Genomic DNA, 15,230 nt, shown 5'->3' on the forward strand with positions numbered 1-15,230 from the left:
ACGATCAGCCCTTCTCTCTTTTTTTATAGATAAAAACATTTATAGATCAAAGCATTTATAAATAAGAATATGTACTCTTAATTACCAGCCATTTTTTCGGTATCGACTGCATCGTCTATTTTTACGACTGTTTTTAATAGCTCAATGGCTTCATTAATCGTGTTACATACTACCAAACGCTCCAGATCTTCTTGTTTCATAAAACCTTGGTCAGCCGTATATTTTAAGTGCTCGATCATACGATCATAGAAACCATTGATATTCAGAATAATCATCGGTTTTTCATGTTGATATAGCTGACGCCACGTAGCGATTTCCATAATTTCTTCTAAGGTACCAAGCCCGCCCGGCAAGGTAATAAAAGCATCCGCGTACTCTGCCATCACGGTTTTACGGGTGTGCATGGTATCGGTTAAATGCAGACGAGTCAGCTGCTCATGAGCAATTTCGTGCTTGAGCATAAAGGTTGGAATCACACCGACCGCTTGCGCACCGCCTTGAATCACCTCATCTGCAACGGCACCCATCAGCCCGATGCTCGCGCCGCCGTAGACCAAACCCATGCCATTGTCGGCAAGCGCACTACCCAACTCGCGGGCTGCCTGCTCGTAGACTTCATTATTGCCCAAACGCGAACCACAATAAACCGCTACCAACGGCATCGTTAACGTTGATTTATCCACTGCTTTTTCAATATTGGTAATGTCCTGACTGGTAATGACTTCATAAGTGTCATTGTTAATTTTCATTTGCATATAGCTTCCTTAATTTTTATATCGATTGTTTTTGTTAAATACTCGTTAAAACCCTAATGGATAATACCACCCAAGATAAATAGCATAGAACTTGAAAGTCACAATTGAACGCCTTGCTTGCCAGCATTTATCTTAACATAAGCGATGCTATCAGGTGGCTATCAGCTAATTTAAGCGGTTTATCACTACGTAATGACTACATTTTAAGAGCAGATTGTTGATAAATAATTGCAAATAAATAACCACTCCACACCGCATAGAACCCTAACAATATGAAGGTTAAAGCATGGAAAATAAACAGTATCAGACGGATATTTATTCACTGAGTATCATGACTGAGCGCAATCAGGCATTGGCAGCGACTGTCTATCGCCCTAAAAATGAGGTAAAAAAAGCGGTTATGCTCGCGCCAGCAACGGGTATCAAGCGCCAGTTTTATCACAATTTTGCCACTCACTTAGCAGAAAATGGCTTTGGTGTACTAACCTTTGACAATGAAGGCATCGGTAAATCGCTGTCGTCTGCATTGGCTAAATGCGATGCATCGCTGATTAGCTGGGGTCGCCATGATATGCCAGCCGTCCTTGATGCGTTGCAAGATGAATTTTCCAACGCCACTTATCATTTAATTGGTCATAGCGCTGGCGGTCAGCTGATTGGTTTGATGCCAAATTATAGTGCGCTCGCTTCAGTGTTCAATGTCGCCTGCTCATCAGGTCGTATTAAAAATATGAGCATGCCCTATAAACTCAAAGCGATGGGTTTTATGGATGCCTTTATTCCACTCGCCAACTTGACGTTAGGGTACACGCCGTCAGATAAAATTGGTATGGGCGAACCGCTACCACGGGGCGTGTCTCGGCAGTGGCGCGAATGGTGTAATGGCGCAGGCTATATCAAAACAGCCTTTGGCAAAAGTATACAAACGCACTTTTACAATGACATTACTATGCCATCATTATGGCTGGGGTTTAGTGATGATGACATTGCCAATAGCAAAAATATGGATGATATGATTCGTGTTTTTACTAAAATGCCAGTCGAAAAGCACTTTTTAGATCCCAAAAACTTTGGTCTAAACAGCATCGGTCATATGCGCTATTTTAGTAGCAGAACCAACGCTAAAGCACCGCAGCTTTGGCAAATGGCGGTTGATTGGCTAAAGAATCAATAGACTTCAGAGCCTATTTAACTACGGATTCGTCTATTGATTCTTTCATGTTTTCTGCCTTGATGCGTTTGGTCAATGCAGAATAAAGCGACGGCTGCATATTATGGATATTACCCAGCATCCATTTTACGTAGCTGATGGGCACGTCTTTAATCAGCGTGCCTTTATGTTTGCCAAAGGGCATTTTGCTCACTGGATTGGCTTTATTGGCGATAGCATGGACAGCAGCAAAATCCGTCGGTGCAATGGCTAGGCGCTCACAACACGCCTGATAAAGCAGATAACACATACGTGCATCACCCAGCGCATCATGAGCGGCAATCGTCATCCTGCTTGCTTCTTCTTTGCCTAATAATTGCTCGATACATTTGGACTGACCATAAGCACTCCACTCTGGAAAAGCCACACGCGCCAGCCGAACCGTACATATCAACTTAGTAGACGGACTGCCAATAACCCGCCAATCAAAGCGGACGTTATGACCAATCAAATACTGCGGCAACTCAAACGCCTCTAAATCAAAGCGCTCAAGACCAGCGACATCCTCATCAGTAATACCATGAATTCTAATGACAACTGGTGATATCGAACGACCACTATTAAAGTACTTCATCCACTCAAAGCCCGTCATCGCATTAATAGTCGCCACTTGAATCGGACGCGGATCACGACCTTGGTCGGTTTCGGTATCGATAATCAGCGCAGTATTAGTCATAAAAGTTCAGCCATGGATAACAATAATAGATAACAACATTGGTATTTTATGTAACGTTTTAAAAATACGTAAACTTTAAAAGAAACGTTATGTTTATGGGGATAAAAACTAGAGATAACAATGGCATACAAAGAATAGATAACTTCACTTATATAATATCAATTGAAGTCCATTTAAAAAACTGAAGAGAGATAGATGCCAGCAGATGACAGTAATCCACAATTAAAGCCACAGAAAAAGCCAACCTTTTTAAATCGTGTACTCAGTGTGCTCATTAAAGCGGCTGTATTGTTGATGCTATTATTTGTATTTGATAGGCTCTTACCCAGTATCAGCCAACAAACTCAGTCATTTGTGATGGCAAAATGGCAACAGCTCAGTTTATTACAGCAGGAACTACCGACGGAAAACAGCTTACCCAGTCCACTTCCAGAGCAACATCTAACAGATACATGGGGCGCTGCACGCAGTCAAGGTCGCAGTCATGAAGGTATCGATATCTTTGCCGCACGAGGCACACCAATACGAGCCACGACACAAGGCATCGTCAGCAAAGTTGGTGAAAATACGTTAGGCGGTCGTGTGGTGGTGGTGGTTGGACCAGGCGGCGCAGGGCATTATTATGCGCATTTAGAAGATTATGCAGATATTAGTCCAAACGACTGGGTTAATGCCGGCGATATCATCGGCTACGTCGGCGACAGTGGCAATGCAAAAGGTACGCCGCCACATGTACATTACGGTATTTATATCAGCGGCAGTGCAGTGAACCCCTATCCACTTTTACAAAAAGATTAGGGTACCGCAGCTGATCTAATGTGGGCAGCTGGAAATACCATACTGAACGTCGAGCCTACCCCTTCTACTGATTCAATTTGTAAGTTAGCCTCATGCTGATATAAAACGTGTTTAACGATTGCCAAACCTAGCCCTGTGCCGCCAGTCGCCCGACTACGACCTTTATCAATACGATAAAAACGCTCCGTCAACCGTGCGATATGCTCAGGTGCAATACCAATACCGTTGTCTTCGACGGCAAATCGGCAACCTTCTGACGTTTTTGTCCAGCTAATGGCGATATTACCGCCCTTGGGCGTGTATTTGATGGCATTAATCACCAGATTAGAAAGCGCGCTATTTAGATACATCTCTGAGCCATACAGTCCGTCATAAGTGTCTATCTGCAAGTGAATGGTATGCCCATATTCTTGATTGTACGCTTGCGCATCATCATAAACATGGGTCAGCAGCTTGGTCATATCAATATAGCTGAGCTCATGGGTTTCTTCGATTTCGATGCGAGATAACAGCAATAAGTCATTCACAATTCTATTCATACGCGCAGTCTGTTGGCTCATCAGCTCAAACCCGCGCTTCCAATGCGGCGGCATATCTGGCTGATCCGAAAAATTTTCTAGATAGCCCATCATGACGGTCAACGGTGTGCGTAACTCATGCGAGACATTCGCCACAAAATCGCGGCGCATCTCCTCCAAATGATGCAAGCGCGTCACATCATAAATAATGAGCAGCTTCTCATCGCCAAAAGGCGTGAGCTCACACTTTAGATAACGCTTGGGCGCGCGCCACGAGACAATGTGTACACCATCCTGAGCACCATCGTTAGGGTTGGTCGTCGCCTGATAATACTGACGAAATTCAGGCGCACTAATAAAGTCAAAAATGCACTTACCTTTATCTGACAACTGTAACAACATTAAATCTTCGGCGGCCTGATTCCACCATTCAAGCCCATCATCGTCATTGAGCAAAACCACCGCATCACGCAATGCGCGTAGTGCGCTTCTAATTTTTTTGAGTTGATCCGTTGTATTCTGCTGAGTTGCTAGCAGTGACTTATTTTGTTGGTCGCCTTGAGCCGATATTAGGGTGTTCATCCATCATCCTTATCACTATTCGCCGTTTTTCACTGTGCTACGATTGACATACTGCTTTTATAGCGAATAAAAACCGTCTGTTAAATTGGTTCAATAAAGCTAGAAAATCGATAGCCTGTCCCACGCACTGTCTGTATCAACGTATCACATTGATGCGGTCGTAGTAATGTCCGCAAACGTTTGATATGCACATCAATGGTTCTATCTTCAATATATACATTACCGCCCCATACTTGGTCTAGCAGCTGCGTCCGCGTATAGGCACGCTCTGGATGACTCATAAAAAATGCCAGTAATCGATATTCCGTAGGCCCGACATCAACCACTTTACCAGCCGCTGTCACCCGCTGACTTTTGGGATCAAGGCTCAGATTGCCGATTTCGATAGATTTATCACTACTGAGCGCGTTACTACGCCGCAGTACTGCTTTGATTCTGGATATTAACTCACGTGTCGAAAAAGGCTTGGTCATATAATCATCAGCCCCAGCGTCAAGGCCATGCACCTTGCTGTCCTCTTCACTTTTAGCCGTCAGCATAATGACTGGTATCTCAGCGAGTAGCTCATCATTTTTGAGCAATCGGCAAAAATCAATGCCACTTTTATCACCGGGCAGCATCCAATCTAGCAAAATCAGCGCAGGGCGGTGATCGACCACTTGTTGGTGCGCCTCAGATACATCCGCTGCCTGCAGACTATCAAATCCCGCCATCTCTAGCGTCATGACGATCATTTCACGAATCGCAGGTTCATCTTCAACAATCAAAATTTGCTCATTATACATACGGCATTCTCAGTGTTAGAGGACAACATTTGGCTGACAAAAAAGGCGATAAATGCTCGCCTGCTGCTCTCTATTAAACGGGGTAATTATGACAGTTTAATGACATTCAACTTTTAAGCGGTTCATAGGTCTCGTGACGGCTAATGCTTAGTTTACTCAATTCACTTCTAACAAGAAATTCAATGGCCCATCATTGACGCTCGACACTTGCATATTAGCGCCAAACTGACCAGTTGCCACGTTTGAATGTTGCGTGTTGGCATAGGCGACCAATTGCGCAAACAATGCTTGAGCCGCATCAGGTGCCATCGCACCACCAAAGTCAGGGCGACGACCCTTGTCTGTTTTTGCCATTAGCGTAAACTGTGATACCAATAATAGTCTGCCACCAACTTGCTGGACATTTTTATCCAGTTTGCCGTACTTGGCAGGATCATCATCATTGTCAAAAATACGATAGGTGAGGATTTTATCCACCATGCGCTGGGCGCTTGTTAGGTCGTCATCAGGCCCCAAACCAATATAAGCCAATATGCCTTGCTCAATCGTACCAACACACTGCGCATCGACAGTGACACTAGCATGGCGTACGCGCTGTATAAGTGCTTTCATTTACGGATTCCTTACCAATTATGCCCATACAATAATACGCCGTCCATGATAAAATACGGCCATTCTCTTGCTTATTAATTATTACATCACACCCTATTTTGGTAGCCTCATTATGAATGTATTCACTACTTTACAACAGCTTGTCCCGCAGCAGCAACTGAGTAAAGTTGCTGGGCGTCTAGCCGCTAGTCGCCACCCTTATGTTAAACGCACGTTTATCCGTAGCTTTGCTAAAGCCTATAACGTCAGCTTGGACGAGTATGAGCGCCAAAGTCTCAACGCCTATGAGAGCTTTAATGACTTTTTTACCCGTGAGCTAAAAGAAGACGCGCGCCCTATCGACATGACGCCTCATGGTATCGTCAGTCCTGCCGATGGTATTATCTCGCAGTTGGGTCAAATTGACGACCATAAATTGCTCCAAGCAAAAGGTCGCTATTATGACGTTGGTCAACTGCTTGCTGACAGTGAAGATGGGCGCTATTTTGCGGATGGCAGTTTTGCGACAGTTTATCTTGCGCCCAGTAACTATCACCGTGTACATATGCCCTTCGCCGGTACTCTGACCAAAACCCGTTATGTACCGGGTACGCTGTTTTCGGTCAACAATACTACGGCAGCAAATGTGCCAGACTTATTTGCGCGTAATGAACGCTTGGTTTGTCTGTTTGATACAGCATATGGTAAAGCAGCGGTGGTGATGGTTGGGGCAATGATTGTCGCTGGTATCGAAACGGTGGCGACTGGCAAAATTGCCCGCACTGACGATATTCAAGAAGCTGAGCACAATATGAGCTTTGAGAAAGGCGATGAGCTGGGTCGTTTTTATTTAGGCTCAACCGCTATTGTGATACTGCCAAAAGGCGCAAAAGCCGATTGGCAAGACAGTATGAAAGCCGATAGTGTGGTAAAAATGGGACAGTTATTGGGTGTCGCTAACACTCAATAGGCAAGCGATTTAACGACTCAAAAAAGCTCAGTTCAGCATCCTAATCTATGTTGAACTGAGCTTTTTATTATGGGTAATTATCTTATCGCAACGTACTAGCTTAATAATAAAAGTAGTTAATAAAAAAAGTAGTTAATAACGAAAGTGTTTGAGAATAGGATAAGCAAATAAGATATTTTCTTCTTGCGTGCCGCGTCCGATATTGTGAATAATCAGCGGTGTACCATCCGCAGCGACTTTATCAGAGACGATACCTGTATGCGGCAAATTGCCATTCGGTAGTCGCCACGTCACCACATCCCCTGCTTGAAAACTGGCTTTATCAGTCGTCGATAATGTCTTTGCGTGACGCGCAAAAAACACTTCAAGATTGGGCACTCGGCGATGGTCGATATTCTTATCGGTTGATTTGAGCCCCCAAGTCTTTGGATAAGCCGACCAATTTGACTTCATATCATGGTTGACTAATTGCTGTAGATCTATATTTTGCAAGCGATAAGCACGGACGATAACATCGGTACAGACGCCAGTTTCTATCGGCACATCGCCACGCGGAAAATCCAACTTGCGGTAAGCAGGATCATAGCTAGTGGTAATGCCGATCTGTTTTTTGGCATCGTGCGCCAGTTTATCACCATTACTAATAGGTGCGGCGGCCTGCGTTAGTTGCGCCAAAGTTAATAGGCTAACAAAGACGAGCGATTTAGCAAAAACCTTATAAGTGCCAGTAATTCTCATTTAACAATCTCTCTATATAATGGATTTAACCGCTCATTGAGCTAACTATAAATGCTTTACTAGTTGAAAAAGATAAATATTTGCAAACATGTAAACGGCAAAATGATGGCTTTACTTAAGCATCAACCAACCACCCTTGCCGAGTCGCATAGTCGATATTTTTTGATAGCCAATCATGAATGGGAGGAAAGCTGTCTTTGATAAAAGCAAGTGCCGCAGCCACTTGCGAGCACGTGACGTTAGCATCAATCCACGTTTTTCCATTGGTATTTAAATTCAATAAAAAAGGCAATAAGCGATCAACCACTCTGATCAGCTGGGTTTCTTTACTACTACCCGTCTCCTGCTCTTCCCAAATTTCATTTAAATCCATGATGCCATTGCCACGCTCACGTTGTAACCTGGCAATACCAGCACGTTCTTCAATGTGCGCCTCGCTACGACTGTTTGCGAATAAAAACGTATCTCCAGCGTCAATCTCACCCAAGTCATGTACCAACGCCATCTTGAGTAGTTTTTCATGATTGACATCTAGCTCAAACTGTTCAGCGATAGACCAGCACGCCATGGCTAAATGCCATGAGTGTTCGGCAGAGTTTTCTTTGCGTGTGGTATGCGTCACATAGCTACGACGATTGATACGTTTAAGCGCATCAAGCTCTAATAAGAAATGAGTGACATGATCTATATCAATGTTTGAGGCAAGCGTTGGGTTGGTTAATAAAAGGGGTTTTGTTGATGGCATAAATTTTCTCTTAATTCTTCTACGAAGATATAGCGCTTCATTTTACCTTTACGCATAAGCAATTATTATACATTTTATGAGCGCTATAAAAGCGCATGCCAACCTATAGCTAATTAACACCACTATAAAAAATAGCGCTTATGTGAGTAAGCGCTATCGGTTCTATTTTGAACAAAAGAACTATTTAATCAAGTTACTGATGGTTTTAAACGCAGGGTCTTGACTACTACGGCATAACTCAAACAGAATGGTTTCAACCGTGGTAATCACGCCACCAGCACGGCGAATACGGCGTATTGCTTGCTTTTTATCATATGGAAAGCGTGAGCCTACCGCATCACCAATGATGACGGGCTGCATACCATTATCTAGCAAATCAAGCGCTGTTTGTAGTACACAGACATGTGTCTCTACGCCAAATAGCAAAACAATACTTCGATTTTGCTGCGCTAAATAATGCCACGAATCATCATTATCACAAGCGCTAAAAGTGACCTTTTCAAAGCTTTTGGCGTTATCGCCTTCTAATACCTCGCGTATTTCAGGTAGCGTATCGCCGAGCCCTTTTTTATACTGTTCATTGAGCATGATAGGAATATTCAGTGCTTGTAAACCTTTAATAAGCGTCACTATTTTTTTGACGATGTTTTCATGGTCATAAATATGCGGTGTTAAGCGTTCTTGAACATCGATTATCATCGCTTGGGTATTTTCGCGAGCGATTCGATAGGTACGGTCGGTAATCATAGTAGACATGGCACACTCCTTGTACGGCTGACTTTATTGTTAAAGGCTATGTTAATTTTATCATTGATATTGTCTTTATTAGCCTTACTCTTATTTAGTCATAGTTTGCTGAGGGCGTCAATGGAGATAGTCTCTAATAATGATTAATAACAATTCATCACGTTTGATTCATACTGCTTGATATAGTTTCTTAATGAAGAGTAGCCAATAACTATATATTATGACGCCTAGCATTACGTAATAAAGACTGTTTTTGAGTCATAACCATGACCACACCGAGAACAACGCCAAAACACAAGGTTAAAAGATAATACACCATATAGTAGATATTTTATAAAAGTGGTACAGTAGTTTTAAAACAAGCGAAAAGTAAAAAGATTATGACTTATTCAGCAGACTTCCGTGCTCAAGTGATTAAAAGTGTCGAACAACAAGATATGAGTATCAGACAAGCTTGTGCATTTTATGACATTAGTAAGGCCACGCTACAGAATTGGCTCAAAGATCCTAGTATTAAACTCACTCGCAATAAACCACCCAGTAAAATACCTAACGAAGCTTTATTAAAAGATGTTGAACAGCATCCAGACGATTACATGTACGAGAGAGCACAGCGTTTTGGCTGTAGTAAGTCGGGCATCGAGGCCGCTTTAAAACGTCTTGGTATCAGTCAAAAAAAAGACCTTAGAGCATCCAAAAGCTTGCCCATTAAACAGAGCTAAATATCTAAGTAAACTGGGCGACTACATCGCTCAAGGCTATTCAATTGTATACATGGATGAGAGTGGCTTCGAGGCTGAGACCATCCGCTCTCATGGCTATGCACCTATTGGTACCCCTTGCATCGATAGCTATAACTGGCAAGGTAAAAAACGCACCAATGTTATTGGTGCCTTATATGAAAAAGCGTTATTTGCACTTGATTACTTCGAAAAGAATATCAATGGCGACATATTCTACAACTGGTGCAAAAACACGCTAATACCAAGTCTTAAAATAAAATGCGTAATCGTCATGGATAACGCCAGCTTTCATAAACGCGTTCAGAGATTACTCAACAGGCATGGTCATCGCTTGTTATTTCTACCGCCTTACAGCCCTGATTTAAACCCTATTGAAAAAAAATGGGCACAGGCTAAGTTTCTACGACAAGGGTGGATGGAGAATAATTTACCTAAGCTGTTTCATGATATGGGTTGTACCAATTTTATTCTGGATTGACTATATAAATGAGCGTGTTTATAAATGCAAAGAACATGCTGGTTAAAGTAATGATTAATATCGCAGCGATAGTACCGCCGAATAGCTCTCGATGTTTTTTATTAAAAATCTTAAAGACCACCAACGGTATCGCGATACCAAACAAGCCAAATGTAGCACCCCAAACACCTGCCATATCCATATCAAAATATAGCACCCCTAAAACATTAGCGCAAATACCACATATAAAAAACGCAATCGTAAAACGTATAGGACCCAATACTTTTTCCAAAATATAACCTGTCGCAAAAAGCATCCCCAGACTCATTACTAAATGCATAATCCCTGCGTGTACAAAAAGCGATGTTACTACTCGCCAATACTTACCAGCTTGCAGCGCGTCCATCGTCAACCCACCCACACTATTTACCTGTCTAGATAGAGGGTCAATGATATCCATACCCATGAATACGGTCAGTATAAATGCACCTATACAGGTCAGTATTAACACCAACGTCGCAGGTCGCTCTTTATTACTTCTAAACCAAACTACTAGGCTTTTTGATACATCACTGACTGGTGCTCGTTTTTTTACGGGCTTTTGTTTTTGTATATGTTTTCGCTTTTGTATATGTTTTTGCGTACTTTTCTTTTCTTGACTATCAAACTCTGCTGCGAGAACGAGCAACAAGCACAGCACCATACCAATAAAAAACGAACCAAATCCCCAAACAAAATCACGAACTAAGCTATCAGCAAGTAATCCTGTTTCTGGCTTCAATATCAAGGGTGGCAAATTAGATTGCCTATTAGCCGTAGAAATCGTGTGTAAGTAAGCATTTCTGCTATTTGATGATTTAAGTTTCTTAAAGTAGCTGATAGTAGAGAGGTCGTTGGCTTCGTACTTATGGCGCGAGTCGTTAATAAATGCTGAATATTGACTGTCTTTAATACTTTGGTCTGCACGATTATCGTATTTCGTGTGGTAGCTAGAACCTAGCCAAATATTCTCAGCGGCTATAAATGGCGTCGCAATGTAATAATCAATATGCAATGTTGAGTCAAAATTTCGTCCACTGATTACTTGTGTTTCTATATAAGAAACGCTCTCTAATTTGAGTGGCTCAAAATCATTTACTCTGAAATACTTTTGCTTTGGATAATGACGAATATCATTCAAGCTATTTACTTCAATGACCTCGTAAGCCGCTTTAGACAAATAGTTTTGGCTGAGAACGAGCGGTATCACTAATGCTGGAACCATCGTTATAAAAAAGTAGCCTGAACTACTACGCTTAACCCACTTTAAAGTTAGAAGCTCATACCTCGGCCACATCCAAATACTAACGACTAAAACAGATAAAAGGAGAGGAATACCAAAATCCCAGTAGCCCTCTTTTAAAGGTAGAACATCTAGATAAATATCAAGCAACCAGCGTAAAGCCCCAAAAAGCAGAATAGTCAGGATACTAAGACCTAAATATGGCAAGAATATTTGCTTTAGTTTTATTATGATCGATTCTTTAGCGCTTAGGCTTTGTGTTCGCTTCTGTTTATCCCTTTTGCTTACTCTTTTTTTGTTTCTGCTTCTATTTTTATCTTTATACCTATACTGGCTTTGCTTATTATTATCCATGCCCTATCACCACAAATCTAGCGTAACTTAAACTGTTGAAATGCTTTTTTATCAATCGTTGCTTTTAAGACTAATAGTAAGCAAATAAACATGCCAATGATAAAAAATCTAAAGAATTTTGCTAACTCTTTATCTGCTTTTTCGTTAAGTGTGCTCAACTGAGATACAAGTATTATTGGGTCATTAATATGTTGCTGACCTGACAATCTAATCGCTTCTAAATAACCATACTTAGTATCTGAGTTTTGTAATTTTTCAAAATAATCAGCAGTAGATATCTCTTCATTTGCATATTGTTGTCTAGAAATCTTTTTAAAATTTTCTATTTGTTGAACTTTCTCTTTTTCTTCAAGATCATTATCAATAACCTTAGTAAAAGCCTGTCCCCACCAGATATCTTTATCTCCATAAAAAGGAGTGGCAAAATATAAGTATATTTTTAACTCTTGTCTAGATTTCCCCATCTCCCTAGTATTGAAGTAAGAAACAACCCCTTGTTTCTCAATACTTTTATTATCAAATTGGAAGTATTTTTGTTTTGGATATAATTTAATATCACTTATATTACTTATATCAATAATGTCATATGCTGCTTCATATAAGTAAGCTTGACTGATTGATATAGGCGGAAATAAAGCAAGTATAGTTAAGTCGTTATAAAATCGATACAGCCTATATCATGAAATAGTTTAGGCAGATTATTCTCCATCCAACCTTGGCGTAAAAACTTTGCTTGTGCCCACTTCTTTTCAATGGGGTTGAGATCAGGACTGTAGGGTGGCAGCCATAGAATGCGATGGCCATGCCTGTTCAGTAATCTCTGAATACGCTTATTTTTATGAAACCGAGCATTATCCATGACAATCACGCATTTAGTCTTGAGACTTGGAATAAGCGTGAACTTGCACCAGTCATAAAATATATGGCTGTTGATATTCTGTTCAAAGTAATCAAGCGCAAACAGTACTTTCTCATAGAGAGCACCGATGACGTTGGTACGTTTTTTTGCTTGCCAGTTGTAGCTATCAATACAAGGGGTTCCAATCGGTGCATAGCCATAAGGTCTGATAGTTTCAGCCTCAAAGCCACTTTCATCCATATATACTATGGGATAACCTTGCTGCATAAAGCTACTAAGCCTACTCTGATACTGAGCTCTCTTTATCAGACATGCTTTTGGATGCTCCAGTGTCTTTTTTTTGACTGATGCCAAGACGCTTTAGAGCATTGAAGATGCCCGTTTTACTACAATTTAATCGACGAGCTCTTTCGTAGTTATAATCATCAGGGAATCTTCTTACGTCTTCAATCAATGCGTCATCAGGTATTTTAGTCGGTGCTTTATTTCTGGTTGTTTTAGGGGCTAAATTCTGCTGCCAGCTGTGAATGGTGCTGGTGCTAAGTCCATAAAACAGGGAAGCTTCACGTATGGTCATACCATTAGCGATGCTAGAAAGTACCTGCTTGCGATAGTCTATTGAATAAGTCATCGTTTATTTCATTAAATGCAATTGTTAATAGGATTGTATCGGTTTTATTTGGATTAGACTATATCATCACCAAGTAAAATACATTAGCGCTATTATCATCAAATAATTCAAATCGTAGCAGTCTAATCCTTGATCGCATTATGACAAGCACTAAAATAACACTGATAATTATTGGGATAATTAAGTTCCAGACCGTATCTTTTAGAGGCCATATCCCTAGACAGATGTCTAAAATCCATCTTATGATGTTGTAGAATAAAATGGCGCCAATACTAAAACCTAAAAAAGGAAGGAAAACATAGCGCATTTTTAACTTAAACACCTCTAAATCTAAGCGCCTCTTATCTGACGATTTATGATGTGCCATTTATACTCTACCTTTCATTACTATGACTTAAACCAAAAAAAAGCGCCTCCAACATTAAGTGAGAGACGCTCATTTTACAAGGCATTAGTACAAGTTTAATCAACAAATATCAGCTTTATTAATATTTACTGCTATTTGGAGATTAGATAAAAATTACACACGCTCAATAATCGTCGCGATACCTTGACCAAGACCGATACACATGGTCGCTAGACCGATTTCAGTATCTGATTGCTCCATGGCGTTTAGCAAAGTAACCGTGATACGAGCACCAGAACAACCAAGTGGATGGCCAAGTGCAATCGCGCCACCATTGATGTTGACGATGTCTTGCTTATCCGTCAAATTCAATGCTTTAAGTACTGATAAGCCTTGCGCTGCAAATGCTTCGTTTAGCTCGATGGTTTGCATATCATCGATGCTCATGCCAGCGCGCTTCAATGCTTTTTGCGTGGCAGGTACTGGACCATAGCCCATGATAGCGGCGTCACAACCAGCAATTGCCATGCTACGAATACGAGCGCGAGGTTTAAGACCTAGCTCTTTAGCTTTTTGCGCGCTCATGACTAGCATCGCTGATGCGCCATCAGATAATGCAGATGAGGTAGCAGCAGTCACGGTACCGCCTACTGGATCAAAGGCTGGACGTAGCTTTTGCATTTGCTCCATCGTGGCATCTGGACGAATCACTTCATCAACGGTACATAGTTGCAAGCGACCTGCTTCGTCATGACCTTCGATGCCGATGATTTCATTGTCAAAACGACCTTCGGTAGTCGCAGCCCATGCACGGCGATGCGACTCAAGACCAAAGGCATCTTGCTCTTCGCGAGTGATGTTATTCATACGACCAAGCATTTCAGCGGTCAAGCCCATCATGTTTGAGGCTTTTGCATAATGCTTTGACGCTTCAGGATTGAGATCAACACCATGCATCATGCCGACGTGACCCATATGCTCAACACCACCGATAATGAAAACATCACCTTGGTTGGTCATGATCTGAGCCGCAGCAGTATGTAGCGCCTGCATAGATGAACCGCATAGACGATTAACGGTTTGACCGCCAGCAGTCTTTGGAATACCCGCTAGCAGGCCAATGTTACGACCGATGTTCAAGCCTTGCTCTAGGGTCTGATTGACACAGCCCCAGATGATGTCTTCGACGTCACGTGGGTCAAAGTCATTACGCTCAACCAATGCACGGACCAACTCAGCAGACATGCTATCAGCGCGGACATGACGGAACATACCGTTTTTGGTTTTACCCATCGCTGAGCGTACGCCATCTACGATGACCACGTCTTTTGGACTTAAGATTGTCATACTATACTTCCTTTTCAGTTTTTATTGTCAGTGTAGTCAGTCCGCTTTAGTGCTATTACCTCGTCAATCTCACTTGAAGTACAATACGTACCTCTG

At 41.8% G+C, this 15,230-nt stretch carries 18 protein-coding genes; 5 read left to right on the forward strand and 13 right to left on the reverse strand.

Annotated elements, in window-relative coordinates:
- Nucleotides 1-77 precede the first annotated feature (77 nt).
- Nucleotides 78-755: an LOG family protein gene (locus tag JMV76_RS10075; protein ID WP_045455284.1), complete on the reverse strand. Its 678-nt coding sequence runs from the start codon at nt 753-755 to the stop codon at nt 78-80.
- 286 nt (nt 756-1,041) lie between these two features.
- On the opposite strand from JMV76_RS10075, the gene JMV76_RS10080 reads away from it, so the two are divergent.
- Complete coding sequence (locus JMV76_RS10080; RefSeq protein ID WP_201502569.1) at nt 1,042-1,929, forward strand: alpha/beta hydrolase family protein; 888 nt, start codon at nt 1,042-1,044, stop codon at nt 1,927-1,929.
- A 10-nt stretch (nt 1,930-1,939) separates the two neighbouring features.
- Here the strand turns inward: JMV76_RS10080 and JMV76_RS10085 are convergent, their stop codons facing one another.
- On the reverse strand, nt 1,940-2,641 hold the full coding sequence (locus tag JMV76_RS10085; RefSeq protein ID WP_201502570.1) for a putative quorum-sensing-regulated virulence factor: 702 nt from the start codon (nt 2,639-2,641) through the stop codon (nt 1,940-1,942).
- A gap of 195 nt (nt 2,642-2,836) precedes the next feature.
- Between JMV76_RS10085 and JMV76_RS10090 the strand changes: the two genes are divergently transcribed.
- On the forward strand, nt 2,837-3,439 hold the full coding sequence (locus JMV76_RS10090; RefSeq protein ID WP_201502571.1) for a M23 family metallopeptidase: 603 nt from the start codon (nt 2,837-2,839) through the stop codon (nt 3,437-3,439).
- Here the strand turns inward: JMV76_RS10090 and phoR are convergent.
- The 3 genes from phoR to dtd form a co-directional block, all read right to left on the reverse strand.
- Nucleotides 3,436-4,539 (reverse strand): phosphate regulon sensor histidine kinase PhoR, encoded by a 1,104-nt coding sequence (gene phoR, locus JMV76_RS10095; RefSeq protein WP_201502572.1) that lies wholly within the window; start codon nt 4,537-4,539, stop codon nt 3,436-3,438. The genes JMV76_RS10090 and phoR overlap by 4 nt on opposite strands.
- Before the next feature lie 80 nt (nt 4,540-4,619).
- Complete coding sequence (gene phoB / locus JMV76_RS10100) at nt 4,620-5,324, reverse strand: phosphate regulon transcriptional regulator PhoB (RefSeq protein WP_201502573.1); 705 nt, start codon at nt 5,322-5,324, stop codon at nt 4,620-4,622.
- A 156-nt stretch (nt 5,325-5,480) separates the two neighbouring features.
- Nucleotides 5,481-5,936, reverse strand: coding sequence for a D-aminoacyl-tRNA deacylase (dtd, locus tag JMV76_RS10105; protein WP_201502574.1), 456 nt, complete (start codon nt 5,934-5,936; stop codon nt 5,481-5,483).
- A gap of 112 nt (nt 5,937-6,048) precedes the next feature.
- Between dtd and asd the strand changes: the two genes are divergently transcribed.
- Nucleotides 6,049-6,885: an archaetidylserine decarboxylase gene (gene asd, locus JMV76_RS10110; RefSeq protein WP_201502575.1), complete on the forward strand. Its 837-nt coding sequence runs from the start codon at nt 6,049-6,051 to the stop codon at nt 6,883-6,885.
- A 132-nt stretch (nt 6,886-7,017) separates the two neighbouring features.
- Here the strand turns inward: asd and JMV76_RS10115 are convergent, their stop codons facing one another.
- From JMV76_RS10115 to JMV76_RS10125, 3 genes are all read right to left on the reverse strand, one after another.
- The gene (locus tag JMV76_RS10115; RefSeq protein WP_055125874.1) at nt 7,018-7,623 is read right to left on the reverse strand and encodes a DUF1287 domain-containing protein; all 606 of its coding nucleotides are present in this window, start codon (nt 7,621-7,623) and stop codon (nt 7,018-7,020) included.
- 115 nt (nt 7,624-7,738) lie between these two features.
- Nucleotides 7,739-8,368 (reverse strand): HD domain-containing protein, encoded by a 630-nt coding sequence (locus JMV76_RS10120; protein ID WP_201502576.1) that lies wholly within the window; start codon nt 8,366-8,368, stop codon nt 7,739-7,741.
- Nucleotides 8,369-8,548: 180 nt separating this feature from the next.
- Entirely contained in the window at nt 8,549-9,124 is a 576-nt protein-coding gene (locus JMV76_RS10125; protein WP_201502577.1) for an isochorismatase family protein, read from the reverse strand.
- A gap of 371 nt (nt 9,125-9,495) precedes the next feature.
- Between JMV76_RS10125 and JMV76_RS10130 the strand changes: the two genes are divergently transcribed.
- The gene (locus JMV76_RS10130) at nt 9,496-9,837 is read left to right on the forward strand and encodes an IS630 transposase-related protein (protein ID WP_037026110.1); all 342 of its coding nucleotides are present in this window, start codon (nt 9,496-9,498) and stop codon (nt 9,835-9,837) included.
- On the forward strand, nt 9,776-10,336 hold the full coding sequence (locus JMV76_RS10135) for an IS630 family transposase (protein WP_201502335.1): 561 nt from the start codon (nt 9,776-9,778) through the stop codon (nt 10,334-10,336). The genes JMV76_RS10130 and JMV76_RS10135 overlap by 62 nt, the downstream gene beginning before the upstream one ends.
- Here the strand turns inward: JMV76_RS10135 and JMV76_RS10140 are convergent.
- From JMV76_RS10140 to fadA, 5 genes are all read right to left on the reverse strand, one after another.
- On the reverse strand, nt 10,323-11,951 hold the full coding sequence (locus JMV76_RS10140; protein ID WP_201502578.1) for a rhomboid family intramembrane serine protease: 1,629 nt from the start codon (nt 11,949-11,951) through the stop codon (nt 10,323-10,325). The two genes, JMV76_RS10135 and JMV76_RS10140, sit on opposite strands and share 14 nt — an antisense overlap.
- A 17-nt stretch (nt 11,952-11,968) precedes the next feature.
- Nucleotides 11,969-12,415, reverse strand: a complete 447-nt coding sequence (locus JMV76_RS10145) for a hypothetical protein (RefSeq protein ID WP_201502579.1) — start codon at nt 12,413-12,415, stop codon at nt 11,969-11,971.
- 182 nt (nt 12,416-12,597) lie between these two features.
- A complete protein-coding gene (locus tag JMV76_RS10150; protein ID WP_265090271.1) occupies nt 12,598-13,077 on the reverse strand; it encodes an IS630 family transposase in 480 nt (159 codons plus the stop codon).
- A 13-nt stretch (nt 13,078-13,090) separates the two neighbouring features.
- Nucleotides 13,091-13,441, reverse strand: coding sequence for an IS630 transposase-related protein (locus JMV76_RS14890; RefSeq protein WP_227690088.1), 351 nt, complete (start codon nt 13,439-13,441; stop codon nt 13,091-13,093).
- A gap of 520 nt (nt 13,442-13,961) precedes the next feature.
- The gene (gene fadA / locus JMV76_RS10155) at nt 13,962-15,134 is read right to left on the reverse strand and encodes an acetyl-CoA C-acyltransferase FadA (protein WP_201502580.1); all 1,173 of its coding nucleotides are present in this window, start codon (nt 15,132-15,134) and stop codon (nt 13,962-13,964) included.
- Between the last annotated feature and the right edge of the window lie 96 nt (nt 15,135-15,230).

It is taken from the genome of Psychrobacter cibarius (assembly GCF_904845955.1).
GTDB lineage: Bacteria > Pseudomonadota > Gammaproteobacteria > Pseudomonadales > Moraxellaceae > Psychrobacter > Psychrobacter cibarius_B.

Bases quoted from the DNA above. Each gene is read 5' to 3' on its own strand.
- JMV76_RS10085 (WP_201502570.1), bottom strand. From the start codon at position 2,641: ATGACTAATACTGCGCTGATTATCGATACCGAAACCGACCAAGGTCGT.
- JMV76_RS10120 (WP_201502576.1), bottom strand. From the start codon at position 8,368: ATGCCATCAACAAAACCCCTTTTATTAACCAACCCAACGCTTGCCTCA.
- JMV76_RS10150 (WP_265090271.1), bottom strand. From the start codon at position 13,077: ATGCAGCAAGGTTATCCCATAGTATATATGGATGAAAGTGGCTTTGAG.
- JMV76_RS14890 (WP_227690088.1), bottom strand. From the start codon at position 13,441: ATGACTTATTCAATAGACTATCGCAAGCAGGTACTTTCTAGCATCGCT.
- JMV76_RS10090 (WP_201502571.1), top strand. From the start codon at position 2,837: ATGCCAGCAGATGACAGTAATCCACAATTAAAGCCACAGAAAAAGCCA.
- JMV76_RS10080 (WP_201502569.1), top strand. From the start codon at position 1,042: ATGGAAAATAAACAGTATCAGACGGATATTTATTCACTGAGTATCATG.
- phoR (WP_201502572.1), bottom strand. From the start codon at position 4,539: ATGAACACCCTAATATCGGCTCAAGGCGACCAACAAAATAAGTCACTG.
- JMV76_RS10115 (WP_055125874.1), bottom strand. From the start codon at position 7,623: ATGAGAATTACTGGCACTTATAAGGTTTTTGCTAAATCGCTCGTCTTT.
- asd (WP_201502575.1), top strand. From the start codon at position 6,049: ATGAATGTATTCACTACTTTACAACAGCTTGTCCCGCAGCAGCAACTG.
- JMV76_RS10130 (WP_037026110.1), top strand. From the start codon at position 9,496: ATGACTTATTCAGCAGACTTCCGTGCTCAAGTGATTAAAAGTGTCGAA.
- JMV76_RS10075 (WP_045455284.1), bottom strand. From the start codon at position 755: ATGCAAATGAAAATTAACAATGACACTTATGAAGTCATTACCAGTCAG.
- JMV76_RS10125 (WP_201502577.1), bottom strand. From the start codon at position 9,124: ATGTCTACTATGATTACCGACCGTACCTATCGAATCGCTCGCGAAAAT.
- phoB (WP_201502573.1), bottom strand. From the start codon at position 5,324: ATGTATAATGAGCAAATTTTGATTGTTGAAGATGAACCTGCGATTCGT.
- JMV76_RS10140 (WP_201502578.1), bottom strand. From the start codon at position 11,951: ATGGATAATAATAAGCAAAGCCAGTATAGGTATAAAGATAAAAATAGA.
- dtd (WP_201502574.1), bottom strand. From the start codon at position 5,936: ATGAAAGCACTTATACAGCGCGTACGCCATGCTAGTGTCACTGTCGAT.
- JMV76_RS10145 (WP_201502579.1), bottom strand. From the start codon at position 12,415: ATGGGGAAATCTAGACAAGAGTTAAAAATATACTTATATTTTGCCACT.
- fadA (WP_201502580.1), bottom strand. From the start codon at position 15,134: ATGACAATCTTAAGTCCAAAAGACGTGGTCATCGTAGATGGCGTACGC.